Origin of the sequence: Pedobacter suwonensis (genome assembly GCF_900111825.1) — a bacterium.
In the GTDB taxonomy this organism is placed as follows: Bacteria; Bacteroidota; Bacteroidia; order Sphingobacteriales; family Sphingobacteriaceae; genus Pedobacter; species Pedobacter suwonensis.
The window spans coordinates 159,581-179,092 of sequence record NZ_FOJM01000002.1; the positions used below are offsets into that span (position 1 = coordinate 159,581).

Annotated in this window: 10 protein-coding genes; all 10 read right to left on the reverse strand. The window is 39.9% G+C overall.

Translation table 11 applies throughout. The features are described from left to right. Positions 1-8: 8 nt before the first annotated feature. The 10 genes from ppk1 to BM107_RS03370 all read right to left on the reverse strand — a co-directional run bounded on the left by ppk1 (position 9) and on the right by BM107_RS03370 (position 19,362). A complete protein-coding gene (gene ppk1 / locus BM107_RS03325; RefSeq protein ID WP_166672284.1) occupies positions 9-2,051 on the reverse strand; it encodes a polyphosphate kinase 1 in 2,043 nt (680 codons plus the stop codon). Next, positions 2,051-3,265 (reverse strand): Pycsar system effector family protein, encoded by a 1,215-nt coding sequence (locus tag BM107_RS03330; RefSeq protein ID WP_090980269.1) that lies wholly within the window; start codon positions 3,263-3,265, stop codon positions 2,051-2,053. The genes ppk1 and BM107_RS03330 overlap by 1 nt, the downstream gene beginning before the upstream one ends. Positions 3,266-3,564: 299 nt before the next feature. Then, positions 3,565-4,623 carry a hypothetical protein gene (locus BM107_RS03335; RefSeq protein WP_090980271.1) on the reverse strand — a complete coding sequence of 353 codons (1,059 nt, stop codon included), beginning with the start codon at positions 4,621-4,623 and terminating at the stop codon, positions 3,565-3,567. 295 nt (positions 4,624-4,918) lie between these two features. Beyond that, a complete protein-coding gene (locus BM107_RS03340; RefSeq protein WP_090980273.1) occupies positions 4,919-7,201 on the reverse strand; it encodes a S9 family peptidase in 2,283 nt (760 codons plus the stop codon). After that, positions 7,182-8,297, reverse strand: coding sequence for a thioredoxin family protein (locus BM107_RS03345; RefSeq protein ID WP_159435186.1), 1,116 nt, complete (start codon positions 8,295-8,297; stop codon positions 7,182-7,184). Before BM107_RS03345 ends, BM107_RS03340 begins: the two co-directional genes overlap by 20 nt. A 1-nt stretch (position 8,298) precedes the next feature. Then, positions 8,299-10,638, reverse strand: coding sequence for a DUF5117 and DUF5118 domain-containing protein (locus tag BM107_RS03350; RefSeq protein ID WP_159435187.1), 2,340 nt, complete (start codon positions 10,636-10,638; stop codon positions 8,299-8,301). 98 nt (positions 10,639-10,736) lie between these two features. Further along, the gene (locus BM107_RS03355) at positions 10,737-13,196 is read right to left on the reverse strand and encodes a zinc-dependent metalloprotease (RefSeq protein WP_090980279.1); all 2,460 of its coding nucleotides are present in this window, start codon (positions 13,194-13,196) and stop codon (positions 10,737-10,739) included. A gap of 74 nt (positions 13,197-13,270) precedes the next feature. Beyond that, positions 13,271-14,215 carry a putative zinc-binding metallopeptidase gene (locus BM107_RS03360; RefSeq protein WP_134203422.1) on the reverse strand — a complete coding sequence of 315 codons (945 nt, stop codon included), beginning with the start codon at positions 14,213-14,215 and terminating at the stop codon, positions 13,271-13,273. Positions 14,216-14,241: 26 nt separating this feature from the next. Next, on the reverse strand, positions 14,242-15,753 hold the full coding sequence (locus BM107_RS03365) for a RagB/SusD family nutrient uptake outer membrane protein (protein ID WP_090980283.1): 1,512 nt from the start codon (positions 15,751-15,753) through the stop codon (positions 14,242-14,244). A 3-nt stretch (positions 15,754-15,756) separates the two neighbouring features. Beyond that, positions 15,757-19,362: a SusC/RagA family TonB-linked outer membrane protein gene (locus BM107_RS03370; protein ID WP_090980285.1), complete on the reverse strand. Its 3,606-nt coding sequence runs from the start codon at positions 19,360-19,362 to the stop codon at positions 15,757-15,759. Between the last annotated feature and the right edge of the window lie 150 nt (positions 19,363-19,512).

Sequence of the window (19,512 nt, forward strand, 5' to 3'; positions counted from 1 at the left end):
GCGTTTTATTATGATTTATTTTTCAAAAATTCGTAAATGGCATGTTGAGACGAAACCAGCTTTTGATCTGCTTCAACCTGTATATTATCCATGTTTTCAGCTATACAAACCGCCTGCACGTTATCTTGTTTTTGAATTTCGATAATATCCATTATTTCTTTCTTAATCTGCTCATCATAAACCGGAAAACAAACTTCAATTCTTCGGTAAATATTCCGGTTCATCCAATCGGCAGAGCCCAAATAAACATCATACTTACCCAGGTTATTAAAAATAAAAACACGTCCGTGTTCCAGATAACGATCTACAATGCGGGTAACTTTAATATTTTCGCTCATTCCTGCTACCCCCGGAATTAGGCGGCAGATGCTCCTTACGATCATGTCGATTTTTACTCCAGCTGAAGAGGCTTCGTAAAGTTTGTTGATCAATACTTTCTCTTCCAAATTATTCATTTTAATGGTAATGCCTGATGGTTTGCCTTGCCTGGCGTGTTCAATTTCCCGATCAATAAGGTTGAGAAAAACCTGCTGTAAATTAAACTGGGCCACCAGTAAATGATGGAATTTAATCTGATCAGGAGATGAAGGCTTAACCCGTTTAGCCAGAAAAATGAAAAGCAGTTCTACTTCCCGTAGCATTTCTTTATTGGCCGTCATTAAGATGTGATCGGTATAAAAAGCAGCGGTGCTTTCGTTGAAGTTTCCGGTAGCAAACAAACCAGCGTAACGCATTCTATTCCCTATCCGGCGTTTTACCAGGGCTACTTTTGCATGCACTTTAAGCGCGGTGACACTATAAATAATATCAACGCCGGCATCTTTCATTTTTTTTGCCCATTTGATGTTATTGGCCTCATCAAAACGGGCTTTAAGCTCAACCAGAACGGTAACTTTTTTACCGTTTTTTGCTGCGCTGATTAACGCATTTACAATTTTAGAATCGCTGGCCACACGATAAAGCGTAACATAAATCTCCCTCACTTCGGCATCGATGGCAGCTTCATTAAAAAACCGCAAAACACTATCATAACTCTGGTAAGGTGTGTGTATAATGATGTCGTTTTTATAAATGGCTTCGGTTAACGATCCGTCGATCCGGTCGGTATTACAGATCTTTGGCCAGTTTTGGTTGGACAATTTTGGTAAACTCACCGGAAAGGCCATAAAATCTTTCAGGTTATGATACCGTCCTCCTTCTATCCTATTTGCCTTTTTTAGGTTAAATAGTTTTTTAAGCAGTTCAAATACATTGGCCGGAATACCAGGTTGGTGAAGAAAACGCGTGGCTAAACCCAAATCGCGTTTCATCAATTGTTTTTCGAGCTGTTCTGATAAATTACCGGAGTATTCATCTTTAAGATCTAATTCTGCATCTCTGGTAATTTTAAAGCTATAACATCCGGTTACATCAGCCTGCGGAAAAACGCGGTCTAAATGAAAACGTACAATATCATCCAGAAACACCACAAAGGTTTGATCTCCTGATTCTACCTTATAAAAACGCGGCAACTGGTTGGAAGGGACATTTAAAATCACTACTTCGGCATCTTCTTTCTTTTTTAATGTAATCAGAAAGTAAAGCTCATTATTAGAAGGGAAAAAATCGGAGCTGGCATTTACATACACCGGCTGCAAAAAGGCCATTACCTGACTTAAAAAATACCTTGTAGTACTTTTCTGAATGTCTGCAGGAAACGGCTCCCCGTAGATTAAGTTTATTTGATTTTCTTTGAGCAATGGGATCAGATCTGACTGAAGTATCTTACCATAGCGCTGTTGCTGATCAGAAATAAGCTGATTGGCCGCAGTCAATAAATGATCATCGATCCTGATGTCGTTATCTTCTTTGTTACTCAATTTTTCCAAAGCGAGCAGTACAGGCATCCTTACCCGATAAAATTCATCAAGATTGGAAGAGAAGATAGCTAAAAATTTAATCCGTTCCAGTAGCGGAACGGTGCTTCGCTCTGCTTCCATCAGAATGCGCTCGTTAAACTTTAACCAGCTTAAATCCCGATTAAAAAAAGAGGTTTCTATCAACTGTTCCATTAAAGTTTACCGTAAGCTGCGTAAGCAATTACAAATGCTAATACCGCCGCAATTAAACCAAACATGAAAATGTTATAAGCCAGGCGGATAAGTTTATATTTCCGGCCTAATACCACCCCTTGCGAGTATACATCCGTAATTAAGGTACCGTATAAAAAATCTTTATCGTTCATCACCTTAATCATACCATCGGTATAACTGGGCAAACTCATTTTGTAGAAATTGCCAAAAAACAGGAGGTTTACCTTTTTCTTATCCATATCTTCCTGCGTGAATTCTCCTTTTGGTATGGATGGACGGGTTGATAAAATGGAAACCACTACGCAGGTTAAACTCACCAACAATAAAATAAATGTCGGGATAATCAGGTTGCCATGATCTTCCAGTCGCCTTAACAATAAACTCACGATTAAGGAAAGCATAATTGAATTTACGGTAATGAGGATGTGTGCCTTGTTATCGGCCATATCGCTCAACCTCTGGTTATTGGCCGATGTAATCCTGAACATCGTTTCAATTCCCTTATCTGGCCTGTTGTCTTTATCTTTTTTCTTTTTGTCAGTAACAATAACCGGCGCAAAGTTTTTTGGTTCCTGAAGCTCGGTGTTGATTACTTCCTGTGCCGTTAGTTTGCTTTTCAGTTTTTCTATGTTTTTTTGTTTCTGATCGCTTAACAACAGATTGGCATAATCGGTATGGTAATGGTGCGCTTCCAGAAACTGGATGTCTTTTTTGCGCCAATCTGATTTACTGATGTCTTTCTTGTAGATCCGTTCATTTTCTTTATGCATTAACTTCCCTTTTGCACGAAAATCAGCCTGACCTAAATGAAATAAATCTGCATCACAAAGGATTTTATCAATCTCGTTTTTAGGGTTTTGAGGGATTTTGGTGGCGAGTATTGCACTTTTAACCTGATCGCGGATTTCCTGGTTCACCTGATGGCTGGCCAGAAAATCATCTGCCAATATTGCTCCTTTTGCTTCGTGGTTTAACGCGTCTTCAAAATATCCGGTATCATGAAAATAGGCAGCCGCCATTACCGTAAAAAAATCCTGTTCGTTTAACTGGTAGTGATTGGCTATCTGCTGTGCAGCATTTACGACTTCTTGCGTATGTTCCAGGTTGTGATAAACCAAACGCGGATCGCTATGGGTATGGAAGTAATTAACCACATGCTTTTCTACATCTTCCTGTAGTTTTTTATAGTTCATGAGCGTATTGTGATTGTGATGATTGGATTGGATGATGGAAATGCATTTTCTTGAAAATATTTAAAACTGAAAACCTGGATATCATTTATAGAGATAAAATTAAGTTATTTTTTTAAAAACGATACAGATCGGCGCTCAACAATAATAATGCCCTGTTTATTTTACAATCAGATTAAGGCCGCAGCACACAAACAATGTTTTTGATCGTCCAACAGTAAATTCTTTAACTCAATAAACTTTAGCAAAGGTAGGTGTTCTTTCAGCATGTTGCCTGATACATATCTGGTGCAAAAATGTAGCTACTTTTTAATGACGATAATTTTGTGGACCAGTGCCGATGCTGATCCATCGGTAAGCTGCACTACACTACCATTTTTCCAATACTGGGCTACTCCAGATTTTCCATTACTCCCGTCACGGTAGCCACCTGCAAAAACATCAGCACCTGAAACAGCTATAGATAAGGCGTAGGCACTTTCCGGGCCATTGGATAAAATGACCGGTGATCCGTTTTTCCAATATTTTGCCACAATTGCATTATTTCCGTTAACAGTACCCGATCCTGCAACATATACATCGCTCCCGTTTACAAAAATTGAATAGCCCCTCACATCTGCAGTACCATCGCTAATAAGTACCGGATTGCCCATGTTTTTACTATACCTGGTTTGTGACTGCCCGGCACTATCATAGGTTTCAGACCAGAGTAAATATAAATCGTTATCTGATACGGCTATCGCCTGATTGTCAGCAGTTCTAGTCTGGTCTGACAGATCAAAAAGCTGTCCATTCTTCCAATAAACCGTAATCGGACTAAGCCAATCCAAATTTCTTCGCTCACCAATTACATAAACATCATTTCCAACAAGGACGATCCCGGTGGCAATAGAAGACTGTGTATCATCTGTTAATACTACAGGAGTTCCGTTTTTCCAGTATTTCGCCTGGTAGGTCGATTTACCAGGTGCCATTTCCTGTCCGGCAATGTACACATCATTTCCCTGGATAAATATGTCATTTGCAAAAGCATCCCGGCTCCCATCGGTTAGTGAGGTTGATACGCCATTTTTCCAATATTTGGCCACATATTTTCCGGAGGCATTAACTTCGTAACCCGCAATGTGAACATCATTTCCGGCGATTACCATAGCATTTGCATCAGAAGATACGCCAGCACGACCAAGATTAACTGCTTTCCCGTTTTTCCAGTATTTGGCTACATAACCTTCCCTACCTGAGGCATAAACATCAAATGGATCAGGCGGAGTAGGTTCATCTATGGTTTTCTTCTTGCACGCCGGCAATGCTATGCTGAATGTGATTAAGAACAATAAAGCTGTTCGTAAATGCTGCCTCATATTTTGATTTTATTTTGAAGTTCAACAACCATAAGTGTATATAGTTTCGACGGCAAAAATTTATTTTTAAAGTAGAGCTATCGGATTCATTTTAAAAAGAAAAAAAATATTTTCATTTTTTTATCTGATACCAGATCGTATCTTTTTTAAAAGATGCTGAAATAAATTCAGCATGACGATTACCTAAGAATTAATTATCAAACTCAAGTAATTATATGTTAAGCTAAAAAACGGAGCGGTTATCCAACCAGCTCCGCTCATCATTAACTAAAAATTAGCAACCTAATTGCTATATCTATTTTCTATCTGTAGAAATGTTTTGTTCAATAAAATATTTTGCGAAATAAGCCCGCATTCGTTTCTCGAAATAAAGCTTCGCAGCGCCCTCATAGTGGTGATCCTGTCCGGGCAGCACCATTAAATCAAAATCTTTATCTGCTTTGATTAGGGCATCTACCATTCTGTAGGTATTTGCCGGATTTACATTCTCGTCAACCTCGCCGGTTACCAGCATTAAATGACCTTTTATTTTTTTGGCTAAATCCTCATTTAAAGGCATTTTATTTTCCAGTCCCTGATAAGTTTCACCCCAGGTTCGGTTATAAATTCTATTGTCGTGGTTACCCGATGAAGCCACGCCTACCTGATAAAAATCAGGATATTTGCCCATGGCAGCAACAGTCATCATACCTCCCCCGGAATGGCCGAAGATCCCTACTCTGTCTAGATCCATAAAGGGATGTTGTTTGGCCAATTGCTCAAGGGCACATTTATCATCGTCGATAGCGTAATCGCGAAGGTTTCCGTAGCCATACTTGTAATATTCGGCATTACGTATGGGCGAGCCTCCCCTATGCCCAACTGCTACCACAATAAATCCTATTTGCGCCAGAGCGGCATTGTTATATTTATCAAGCACAGTAAAATCGTTCCAAACGGTTTCGATCTGAGGACCAGGATAAACCTGAGATATTACCGGATATTTTTTAGCCGGATCAAAATCGAATGGTTTCCAGATCAGTCCATACAAATCGGTTACGCCATCTTTAGCTTTTACGGTAAAGGGTTCGGCATTTTTCCAACCATAAGCATATAGATTACTTACATTTGGCCTTAATACTTCGGAAATGGTTTTGCCGTCAATTTTACGCAGCACCGTTACCGGCGCCAGATCTATACGGGAATAGTTATCTACAAAATATTTTCGGTCTGGTGAGATATAAACCTGATGGGTAGCGTTTTCAGGGGTAAGCAACTGCTCGTTTTTACCGTTTAAAGCCACCTTGTATAACATGGCATAATAAGGGTTGATGTTACGCTCCTTACCATAACCATACAGATAAATATCGCCTTTAACGGTATCGATAGACATGATTTTTCCGGCCGTAAAATTGCCTTTGGTAATGCGGTTGAGTAAATGGCCCTCACTGTTGTAACGGTAGTATTGGCCCCAACCTGTTCTGTCGCTCCACCAGATAATTTCCTTTCCTCCTTTTATAAATGAAACATAGAAAAAATCTTCGTTAATAAAGGGTTTGCTGGTTTCCTGTATAATGGAACGGACATTTCCCGAAGCCAGGTCTACCGCACAAAGTTCCATTTCATCCCTGCTGCGTTTACGTCTGATGACGAAAACTTCCTTTGTATTTCCCTGAGCTTCGATTACTTCCAATTGCTGATCTGGCCAGCGTTTCAGGTCTACTTTTTTGAAAGATCCGCTTTCGGCATTGCCGATATAAAGCTCATACTGCGCTACGTCCTTATCGCCCGGTAATTCATATTTATAGGTTGATACCCTTGGTCTTGGTGTGATCGCCGAGCTGATTACAGCCAGCGTAGCCACTTTCCGCGTATCTACCCTTAAGGCATAAAAATATCTGTCACCTAACCATTTTGCATTAGAAGGATAAGTTTTATCAGTAGTGTACGTACCTTTTTGATCAACACAAAACGAGAAATAAGGTTCAGCATCAAAACTCAGCTGACGTTCATTTTTCTTGTTGGCAGTTGCAGCAATGTACAAATTATGTGCTTTGCTGTAAAGCGTCCAATTACCATCTGCAGAGACACCAAAACCGGCTGTTTTTGTTATTGGTGCTTTGTTAACCTGTAAGGTTATTTTTTTTGTTTCGTAGTTATAGTCATAAGTTTTTGCGCCATATTTTATAATAACACTTTTTTCATCTTCTGAAAAATTTGCCCAATACATCACGTCCTTTTCTTCAACCATTTGCCCTGTGAGCGCTTTTAATTGCCTCAGTATTTCGGGTTTATCAAATAAGCTCTGCTTTTTTCCTGTAGCTAAATTTACAATGTAATGCGTATTCTTTTTAGCGGGCGCAACAAGAGAATCGCCTGACCAATCCGGTTGTTTACCATTTAAAATAGGTTCATCAGCGATAAACCAAAAATACCTGCCATTTTTAAGAAAAAATGGAATCACCTTTGTGGTACCAATCAGCTTATTTAAATTTGGCGCATCAAATTTTTGAGCAGCTTTATAATTGGCTTGCTGTGCAACAGCCGCTACACTGCAAACCCACCATAATAAAATTAAACTAATTGGCTTTTTGCACATATCTCTCTTTCATAGACTTAAATAAACTTACCAGGTAAGGATTACCCGAAGTTCTGGTGATTTCATCTGAAAGCCCGGCTATCTTTGGAAATGTATAACCTTTGATAGTTCTGGCAAACGTAACATAGTCAAATAAGATATGGCGGTTGGCTTCAGAGAAAGAACCTAAATTTTTCAAAAACAAGTCGGTAACTTCATCAATGTTTTTCTCTCCGGCTGCAATGGCAATATCCATCATCACCAACAACTGTTTTTTATCAGGCATTTCGGTATTGCGGATTTGCGTTTTGTAGCGTTCGTAATCCTTCTTGTTAAAAGGCTTTACTTTGGCATAAAAACCATTTAAGGTCCACGATGCAATTTGTCTGTATACAGATGAAAGCTTTTTATCAACTGTATCCTTGGTATTTTTTGCCACAAAATCTCTCCAATGTTCGGCCAGGTATTCGAAGTTAGGGCTTGAGAAATCAGACAGGTACATGGTATAGCGGTTTTCGCCAAATAAAAACCAATTTTCTGGGCTGGCTTTTTGCTCTGGTGTTAAACTGGCCATTAACTCGTTATTCAGTTCCTTAGCCCTTGATTTTTCCATCACCTTAATCTTTTGCCTGATGTAAGCCCTCATTAACTCGGGCGTACGATCGCCATGCTCATAACGGGCATTGAGGTTCGCTTCATCATTATTTGCCGTTAATCCTTTGCTGGCATTTGCGATGAAATCTTTCGCCGACATACCGCCTACAAACTTATTCCTGATTTTTCCGTCGGCATCTAATACCAGGTAAGAGGGATAAGCTTCAATGGTATACATTTTTTTAACCGATGGCCCCTCGCCTTTTTCCATATCCACTTTGATGTTGATAAAGTTTCTATTGTAAAAATCGGCAACACTATCTTGTGTAAATACATTGGCCTCCATTTGCTTGCAGGGAATGCACCAGGTGGTAAAACAATCTACAAAAACAGACTTATTTTCACTTTTGGCCTTAGCCAAAGCTTCTTTCAGGCTTAGCTTTTCGAAATGGATTTCTTTTTTCTGGGCGCTTACAGCCAGGCTTAAAAAAAGCATGGTTACTGCAAAAATGATTCTTCTCATATTATCTGGCATTAGGTTCGTTATTCATTAACATCTTCATTAATTGAAAATGCTCTTTTGTTAAAGGGTCTTTATGGGTATTGGCTACCTGGTTAATTTGTTTATTTAATGAAGTGCGGTAAGCATTTAAAACAATACTGATATCACTTAAACCAGCATCGATTTTGTTTTTTGAAATTAAAGTCAGCAGGTTTTTAAGATAGTTATACTGAATATTGCGCTGATAAGTGCTTAACGCTGTATCTGGGTTAAAATCTAAAAAGATATAATGATCTACCTGATTAAACAGATCTTTTGTGCCAAAAACATTTTTTTCTCCTGAATTTTCGGCTTCCAAAAGATTTTTGAGCAGATCGGCAGTGGTGAGGTAATTAACGATCTTGTTTGAAGTTTTTGAAACCAGTGTTTCGGTATTGGAGCCATCCATGGATTGTGCCCTATCATTTCTGGTCCATGCCGGTACTTCTTTTAATACATTTTGGTATAAAAATTCGAAGGTGGCCAGTTGCCTTGCCTTTGGCACATAAACGGATGGTATACTATTATAACCTTTCATCACCGCAAAACGCTGTTTTCCACCTATATTAGGTAACACACTGGTGGCATACTGGTCGTACGACATGATAAAATTGGCGGCAAGCAACATGTAGGTATCCCAGGTATCATCATTCATTTTAGATGCAATACCTTCGAGTTTCGGGTAGAAAGCTTTCAGTCGATTGATTCCAATCTGCGCGGCTTCTATATTTTGTGAAGATAAATCTTTAGCCTGTGCATAAGGGTTGTTCTTGTCTTCGGCCGAGTAATAAAGCGCAGGGTTTATTTTGCCTTCCTTTAAAAATGAGGCGCCATTGTTGCCATCCTGAAACTGACGGTACGCCCAGTTAATGGCCAGATGATCATAGGCGCCTATATGCGGTAAAAACAGTTTGCTGTCAAATGTCTTTGAAGCAGGTAACATTAAATAGTTAAACTCTAACTGATCGGTAATTGAAGAGGTAAATCCGTGTTGGTTTACAAATTTGGGGTCGCTGAGTTGCTGTACGGTATAAGCGGCACTTGCCGCATAGTTTGGAAGCATGCCCAGCACTTCAGCCATGGCCTGGCTAACTTTAAACTTCAGGATATCCTGGCGTACTGCAGGCGAGGCAGCATCTTTTTGAATCCGCGGATCGTAAGCCCCGCATTGTATAAAATACTTTTGCAACAGGTCATCAATCATTAAATCGCTGAATGTTACCTTTGCAGTTTTAATTTCGGCAGTTCGGGGGTCTTCTATCAAATCTACCACTGCTTTCGGCGAAACACCTGCCCAGGCCATCAATACGCTACCTTCTTCCATGGCTACCGGTTTACCGTTTTCGGGTAAAACAACTTTGATTGCGTTTTTAAATCCGGCACTTTCAAAGCACTTGTTCCATGCTAAAACACCATCTTTAACGGCGTTGATAAAAAACTGGGGTACTGAAGCATGGATATAAACCAGAATAGGCTGCTGAGGCTCTACCAGATTACCCGCCTTGTAGCTGGCAACATCCTGTGGTTTTACCAGTAAGTTCCACTTTTTAATTACCATAATTTTTTTTGCTGCATAACCGGCCAATCCAAAATCAGTAAACTGGCGGGTATCAAAACCAATGCGTTTATCAGCAAGTTTGATGGGCATCTGCGCTTCAGAAAGCTGCTGTAATAACAAACCGAACTGCATGGTATTAGCTTGCTCTATACTTTTGCCATTATAATCACGTCCCGGATTATTCTGGGTTCTGACCACGTTAAAAAAAACACCGTTTTTAACTGCTTCAGCCTGTTCTACCCCCGATCTGCTTGGATCTGGGTTGGCCATAAGATTGTAGTTCTTAAAAGAAAAAAGTTCACCGCCCTCGATTAGTTGCCTGGTGATATCGATAATCACACTACCAGTATCTTTACCTGAAGCCTCTATTTTAAATGTAAAGCTAATGGGTTCAAGGGTTGAGCCACTCAACAATTGTGACATAGGTGCGTTGTTAACGGCCTGTTCGCTATAATTATTTCTGGTGACATACAGGTTTTCGCCCGGTCCTTTCACAAACCTAAGTACACCCGACGATTTAGAGATTGCAGAAGCACCAAAACGGATATCTCCGGCCACCAGAATATCTTTATTCAATTGGTTTGGCCCGATCTGCAGGTAATATTTTTCATCAGCCTGGTAAACGGGAAATGTACCTGCTACCAGCTGTTTTTTATCTTTAATAAACTTTTCGAAATTTAAAGAAGCACTTTGTTTTGGCTGCTGGGCTACCACTGTAGAGGTAATGGCTAAAGCCAGCAACACCATTGTTAATATTTTTTTCATCCGTATCGTTCTGCTTTTAATGATCATTAAGCCATCATGATCAATATTTTTTTTAAAATCATTGACGGCTCCATCTGTTTATTTATGTTCGCGCTGTACTAGCTTGCAGGCTTGCTCTCCTGCCATTGCTTTATCAATTCTGAAATGGCTCTCAAATGATCTTTTGACAGGTAATCGGTTTTGAGCTGTTGAGCGTCATCACAGGCTTTTTTAATCTTCTCCAGTTGCAGTTTCATTAAAATGGCTTCATTATTCCCAAAACTTGCCGGATTATAGATTGAACCCAACAGCTTGTTAATGTAATTCCGCTGCAGCATTCTGCGGTAATCAGAAATAGGCGCTACTGAATTTATATCACCAAAAATTCCCTGGTACAGGTCATCAAAAAATTCGTTAAGCGTGTAAGGAGTTTGCCCTGTAATGCGATCGTTCTTCGAGATGGCAGAAAATTTATAAAAAACTTTTCCTAAAAAAGCTTCATAATCTGCCTGTACTTCACCGGCAAATACAAACCTGGTTTTATCGGTTATATTTTTAGGAAACAGCCAAACCGGTTCCTGAAAATAATAGGTATTAATGAAGGCCATGGCTTCTTTTTGCGTGGCACGGCCTACCGGAACAAAATTGGGCTTATCTTCTGCCTTAAGCGCCTGATCACCATATCTACCGCCTATATTTTTAACTACATGTGCCAGATATTCATTGTAACGGCTTGCAACGGAAGCATGCATCCTTCTCATCATGCTGTAATTTTCATCGTCATCTTTCTCCAGCCAGTTTTCCATGTTATTCATGATGTATTTAAGGTTTTTAATACCTAAAGCACCGGCTTGCATGGCATTGCTGCCCATATCTTCTGATTGTACGCGGGGGTCGGAAAAATCGCCTTCAGGAAAATAAAACAACCGCACATCTTTACGTTTCTCCGTCACCCAGTTTTTCAAAAATTCACCCTCTTTGTAGGCATTGTTCAGTTCAGGGAAATATTTGTATCCCCATTCAATCGCAAACTCATCATATACACCGATTTTCGGATGAAGTTCTTCCGGGGTAAAACCATCTTCAGGCTGCACTACATAGTTAAATCTGAGGTAATCCATAATAGAAGCACCAAAACCATTTTTAGCTACATAATCTCGTTTACGAACACTATCTACGCTATAACTGTGGCTGCCTGCAAAATCGTGACGCAGGCCCAAGGTATGCCCCACTTCGTGTGTAATTACAGTTTGTAACATCCGGCCCATAATATCTTTAGCCAGGGGCAGCTTACGGCCTCTCTGATCCATTGCTGAACACATGACGAAGTACCAGCGCTGCATTAAATCGGTAATGTTGTGAAAAACGGCCACGTGCGAACTCAGAATCTGACCAGAACGCGGATCAATCACCATGGGACCATAAGCATTTGCAGTGGTGGAAGGTTTATAAGAAATCACAGAATAGTTGATATTATCCATAGAAAAATCGGGATCTTCTGCTGCCGTAGGTGCCATTTTGGCCACAATGGCATTTTTAAACCCTATTTTCTCAAAAACTTTTTGCCAGGCATCCACGCCGGCAATAAAATACGGTTGCAAATACTCCGGAGTATTCCTGTCAACATAAAAAACAATGGGTTGTGCAGGTTCAACCAGTTCGCCACGTTTGTATTTTTCTACATCCTGTGGTTTAGGCTCTATTTTCCAACGGGTGGCCAGGCCACGTTCTTCCAGTTTAAGGGGATTGCTGGAATAATCATTCAATCCACGTGCAAAATAACCAACCCTTTTATCGGCAAAGCGCTGTCGCATGGGTATGGCCGGCAACAAATACCAGCTTGCACCAACTTCCCACGCCGTTGGCCCGTTTTGAAGAGCGTTCTGGTTTTCCTGTGGCTGCTGAGGTTCAACAGGTCCTTCGCCTGAATTGGGCTTTTGGGCTAGCGCCCCGGGCGAATAATTGCGCAATGAACGGAACACCATGTTGTTTTTGTAGGCCGAAATTGCGGTTAGCCTTGATAGATTAGCCTGATAAGCGCCCAGGCCTAATTCTTCTTTTGCGCCACTTAGGGATAATATGGGCATATCTGCATTGATTGCCGGCGTAATATCGATGAGTACCGCACCTGCATCTTTGGCAACCGGTGTAAAAGACATGATAATCTGCGATGGCCTTTGAGTAAGGGCATTATAGAAAATGCTATTAGCCTTCGGCGCATTATAGAACTGCGACTGTTCCATGTTGATTGCACCTTTTTTGTTTCTGTTGAATTTAAAAACCGCTTCATGTACCACATCTCCGGCAAAGCCGTAACGCTTTCTTGCATCTCTGGCTACCTGTGCCGAACCTTTGTTAATGACAATCATAGCCAGGATATCACGGTTTAACAGTGAATCCTGTAACTCCAGGTAATACTTATCATCCTGCTGATAAATGTTGAACACACCTTTGTAGGATATTGCATTCTGCTTGATAAATGTGCTGATAGCAGGTGGCGATTGGGACGCCTTTTGTGCCATTAAACTGGTACTTAAGCAAAGGCCGCCCAGCAACAACAACTTTTTTAGTAGTTTCATTCATTAGTGTTAAAAAGTATTGCCTGCTGTGTGTTACAGGCAATACTTAAGTGAAAAGATAAATTGACCAATTTCTACAGGCCCCTGGCTTTATTTCCGATAGCCTGAAGATCAACCTGAAAATTGTTAATAAAGTAGTTACGAACTATAGCATAGCGTTTTTTAATGATACCATTGCTGTCTTTAGTTGCGTTTAAAATACCTGCGGCACTTTTGTCAGTATTAACTACAGAACGATTAAGATCTGCTTCAGAAAGTGTAACCATCGCCATCATATAAGCATTCCAATCTGCAGTTGGTGTGATGGTATTGTTAGAATTGGCAATTAAACCTTTGCTGTACGCTACCGCCTGTGTTGAGTTGGTTGAAGCGTAATCAGCGGAGTTCATAAATTCCACAGAAGGCAATATCATCCCTCTCTCATTAATGCTCTGGAAAAACACCTGATTTAATCTGGCTAAAAAAGCCAATTTCTCAGCCGCAGTTAATTGTGCAACTGTACTATTTCCGTAATTGATATAGATGTTATCGTAACTATAAAATGCAGGAATCTTTTTGATGTTTTTATTGGTAACATACGTTGGTGTAAAAACGAATGTGGTGTAGATAGAATCTACCTTATTGCACAGCAACAATTTCGCAGGCAAATACTTTTTTAAGAAAGCTGCCGGATAAAGCGTAAACAGGCTTTTATTAATGAGATCAACCTGAGCTTCAACAGCACTGGTTTCAGCAGGTGAAACATCAATTCCAGACCAACTTCCTGCAGCATCATTCAAAACTGGTCGTTTCCAACCTGTTGGAGTCCAGTACGCATCACGTTCTGTAAATTGATACAACATATAGCTACCGTAAGTTTTGTAATAATTTACAATAGTTTGGTCAAAGGCATTATTTCCCTGTGGCAGCTTGTAAGTTAAATTGATATTGGAAGGGGTAAGTGTTTCTTCCTTTTTAGCGCATGAACTAATGATAGCCATAGCTGCTAATAGTATGAAGAGTTTAGAATAAATTTTCATGATTTTAAAGGTTTAATAAGAATAATTTATCTAGGATTTTGAATAAGTCCGGTGTTGGCCAACATCACATCATAAGGGATAGGCAAAGCAAATAGCGGACTATTTGGTGGCAACGTAAACGTGCTGGTTACATTATCTGGTCCGGTATAAATGTGGGTAACGCCCATACCCCATCTTTTTAAATCAATAAAACGGTGGCAGTCTTCCAAAGCCAGCTCTCTCCTGCGTTCCTCTTTACAAAACGTATAAAGTGCTTGTGCATCGGTAATATTTACAGGCGTATAAACTGTATTTCTAGTATCGTACCTACTTTGTCTTAAGGTGTTCAAATCAGCCAGAGCAGCTGTTCTATCAGTGGTGTTTCCGCTAACAAGAAATCTACGGGCATAGGCTTCGGCACGGTTAAGATATAATTCAGCCACCCTAAATCCTTTAGTGCCATAAGTTGCGTTTACCGTATTTTTTGCAGTACGATATGGAAACTTAGTGCCACTAGCTGTGGTGAACGACTGGAAATAATACTGATAACGCAAATCGCCGTAATTAGAAGTTCCGGTACCTTTATCGTACTGGTTACTTAAATCAGCCGATACGGTAAACGGAGGCAATGACCTATTATCGAAGTTAACGGTATTGATATCAGAATAAGAGCCCGAATAAATCCAAAGCACTTCGGGACTAGCTGCATTATAAATGCCATTTGGAGAAATTGCGTTATTGCTTCCTACAAAGCCAGCTAAAGAAGTAAGGATAAATTTGTTTTGCAAAGTTGCGGTAGCATACTGGATGGTTTTGTCCATATCTTCGTTCCTACCTTTATATAGATAAAAACGAGATAGCAAGGCATTACATAAATCGGCACTTACTCTAAAAACGTTAGTCGGTGTAAAGTTAGCTCTCAGTAGCGGCTCGGCCCGTAGTAAATCTTTTTCAACCTGATCGTAAACTTCTTTGAGTGAATTACGAGGCAAACCACCATCTTTAACCTGACTACTAAGTACCAATGGTACACCTAATGCGGTTTCAGGATTTACACCTGCACCATTGTACATTTGACCATAAAGTGTAACCAATCTTAAATAGTAGTAAGCCCTTAAAAATAGGCACTGGCCTAAAATGGCATTTTTATCCTTTGCCGTACCCGATACATTATCCAGATAATCAATAATTACATTACATCCTTTAATTTTAGTGTAAAGTCTGGTGTATACATTAGCAGATGTACTGATGGTGTTATTTTGATCAAACATAGTTGGATTAAAAGTGAACATAGGCGTACCTGCCTGTAAGCTCGCCAGATAAGTAGGTATAGGTGCGCCGTTTACCTGTATTAAGGGATTATTTTGGATGTCATCCGTTAGTACATCAAAAGTCTCTATAGATACGCCATTGGGATAAGCATCGCCGTTCATCAGTGAAGTTAAATCACCCGTTGATCCTGGGCGCATCTCCTCCTGACTATATTCCTCTAAAAACTTTTTGCAGGAAATGGAGAGTGTCATGATCAGCACCAGGCTGCATAAAAATATTTTTTTCATCACTTAAAAGCTTAGGTTTAGGTTTAGAGTATAGGTTCTGGTACGCGGCTGCCCGCCGTAGGCCACTTCGGGATCAACTCCGTTAAAATCATGACTATTGATTACAAAAGGATTAGATACGCCCCCACCTAATGACACATTTTTACACTTTATTTTTTTAACTACCGATTCTGGTAAAGTATAACTTACGTTGATGTTATTACAGCGAAAACTGGTCGCACTAACTACCCTATCAGTACTATAGTTGTAGAACATGTAGAGGTTTTTATAAGTCTGATCGTTATTTGGTAAGGCAACACTGGGCAGGCTACCATTAGGCAAAGCTGGAATTGACGCACCAGTATTAGATGGCGTCCACCTATCTAATATTAGTCTCGATAGATTTTCATATTCAGTAGGCAATCCGCTATTGTTAGACGCGTAATTGTACAAAGGCGCTAAAAATCTCTTTCCGCCCACTTGTAGATAAAAGGAACTGCTGAAGCTTAACATTTTATACCTAAAATTCATTCCTAAACCAGAGGTAAAATCAGGATCAAGCTTACCCATGTATTGCATAAATGAAGTAGGACTTTTAGGATCAGCACCTGGTGCAACACTTAAATCAAAAGTTGGCTCGCCATTAGCCGGATTAATACCCGTGTATTTAAAGGCATAAAATGCTGAAACCGGCTGTCCTTCTACGTTGAGCTGACCAGAAGCAGCTGTACGCCAGCTTACCACTTGTGCACCGGTTTTGGTAACGAGGTTGCGATTTTTAGATGTATTTAAACTTACCGACCAGGTAAAGTTTCTAGTGCGTACCGGTACAAAATTAGCGCTCACTTCATAGCCCTCATTTTTCATTGAACCGCCATTTACGTACATGTTAGGTACGCCGTATTCCAAAGGCACCGGTAACGTAGTGATCAAATCTCTACCTCTCTTCGTATAATATTCTATTGATCCGTTTACTTTATTTTGAAATAGATTCCAATCTAATCCTAAGTTTAAACTGGTTGTTTGTTCCCATCTTAAATCGCCGTAAGGTAAGTTGCCTATGGTAAGTAGTGACTCTCCAGTTAACGCATCAGTTGAATTAGCTGCTTGGCCTGTAGGAAGTTTGATAATTAAATCAGGACTTATATTGGCTGCGATGTTACGTTGGTAACCGAAAGAACTGCGTAAAGCTAAACCACTTAACCAGTTACTACTTTCAAACCATTTTTCGTTAGCAATATTCCAACGGAAACCACCAGCCCAAACGGGATTAAATTTCTCATTGGTGAATTGACCGAAGCGGTTAGATCTATCGTTTCTTACACTAAAGTTAAATACATATCTGCTGGCATAAGAATATGAAGAAGTTAGGTAAAGGCCCATGGTATTTACCCTCCTATCAGTGATACGAGGAATAGAAACTAACAAAGAATTTACTGTTTTTGCAGAAGTTACTGTTAACGGCAGCGTCGCGAATGATTTTCCTCTATCACGTAGATAACCATAAGCGGTAGCTTGATAGCCTTCGTAATTCGTACTGTTGGTTTCTATACCAAACATTGCTCCCACCGTATGTTTTCGACCGAAAGTTTTGTTAAATGACAAGTTGTTACGCCAGCCAAAAGTTCTATTGGTACTGGTTACCTCGTTAAACTCTCCACCTACAGGCAATTTGGAATTAATGTAGGCCGGATCTGAAGGTGAAATACCATATTCTGCAAACCTTAATGTCCTGGATACGTATTCTGTTTTTTCAGTGGCATATGTTGAACCATTGGTGGCAGATGAATTGTAGCTAAAAAGCGTTTGGAAACGAAAATTATTGGAAATTTGATAGTTCACATCCATACTTCCGTTGGTAGTTAAAACATTGTTAACGTTTCCGGTTTCATTTATCTCATTGATGATATTGAACATATAACCGGATGAGTTACGGTAAAAACTCAATTCGCCATCAGGGTTATAAGCTGCGATTGCTCTGTTCACTTTAGTAGCATAATCGTAAGGACTTACCTGGTAAAAGCCATTGGTGGTATTTTTTGACGCTGCCAAACGAATATTTAGCGACAGATTTTTGAAGACCTGAGAACTCATGGCCAAGCTACCAGTAATGCCCTTAGTGTCGTTACCTATAGCTGTACCATTATTTGTGTTATAGCCAAATGAAGAATAATATCTGGTATTAGAATTACCGCCAGAAATACCTAAGTTATGATTGGTACTAACCGGGGCCCGGAACAAAATGTCAAACCAGTTGGTATTCGCCGTTTCCATGGCTGCCACCCTTGTATTAAACTCATCTTCAGTAATGGTTTTTAGGTAAAGATATTCATTTAAAGCACCTGCGTAACCAATGTTATTATTCACAAACGGTGAGGTTAAACCTCTTTCGAAAATTTCCCTTGAAACGGCAACACGCTCTTTAGAGTTCATCAGGTTAAGCTTCTGATAGGTTACTTTATCAGTAATACTGAAATTGGTAGAGTAGTTAATAGATGGAGGACCAACCTGTCCTTTTTTTGTAGTGATTACAATAACACCATTCGCGGCCCTAACACCATAAATTGCTGTGGCTGAGGCATCCTTTAATACGGTAATGTCTTGAATATCGTTTGGATTCAACCATCGGATAGAGTTACCAACAAAGGTTCTCAAATAGTCGAAATTATCAGAATTGATATTTCCTGCGGTATTTAACTCTTGTGCTTTAAAGGGAAGCGGATCTTCCTGAATGATACCATCTACTACCCAAATAGGTTCCTGCGAACCTACCAAAGTAGACGTACCCCTTACTCTCACGTTTTGTTTAGTACCCACCATACCACTGGTATTGGTTACTACTACCCCTGCCAGTTTACCTTGCAAAGCTTGTTCTAACGTATTGATCCCATTTAGGTTTAAATCCTTAGCTTGAATCGTAGCTACAGAACCAACTACATCAGCTTTTTTAAGTATTTGGTAACCGGTAACCACCATTTCTTCCATTTCTTTAGCAGCCATGGAAAGCGTTACATCTATTACAGATTGATTGCTAACAGAAACCTGTTTGCTTTCCATACCTACAAATGAGAAGATTAAAGTAGCGGGTTCCTGCGCAGATACATCAATTTTATACCTTCCCTCTTTATCTGTAGCTGTTTTTACATTTAATTCTTTTGAAAATACAGTTACACCCGGAAGAGAGCGATTTTCGGTATCTGCTACCCTACCCGTAACCATACGGTATTTACCCGCTGGCCTGGATGCGGGAGGTCCCATTTCTTGAGTAACGGTTTTCGATTTGATAATAATCGTTTTATTCTTAATGGAATAACTTAGCGGCTTGTCTTTAAAACACGCTGCCAATGCACTTTCCAGAGAAGCATTTTTTACATTTATGGTTACCGGTGTCGTTTCGCTGATATGACTGGAGGTATATACGAAGTCGTATCCCGTCTGTTTTCTGATCTCTTTAAAAACATCGACAATTTTGGCATTACTTTTTGACAGGGTAACAGTTTGTGCTTTACTGCTACCTAACTGAAAGGCAAAAATGGCAAACAAAAGTATGGCTACCTTTGCTGTAAAGCCCATATTTAGCCCAGTTCGACAGGCGCATGGCCCATCGTACAATGAAATGGATTTTTTCATACATTTGAATGGAATACCACATGCGGGCGCAATGGTATCCTGGTTTGTTTGGTTGTTTGGTTTAGTTGAATATATTCTTCATTTATACCGCTCCAAATTTACTGCCGGGGGTGCTTCATCTCACCTCCGGTTCTTTCTGGAAACGTAGCT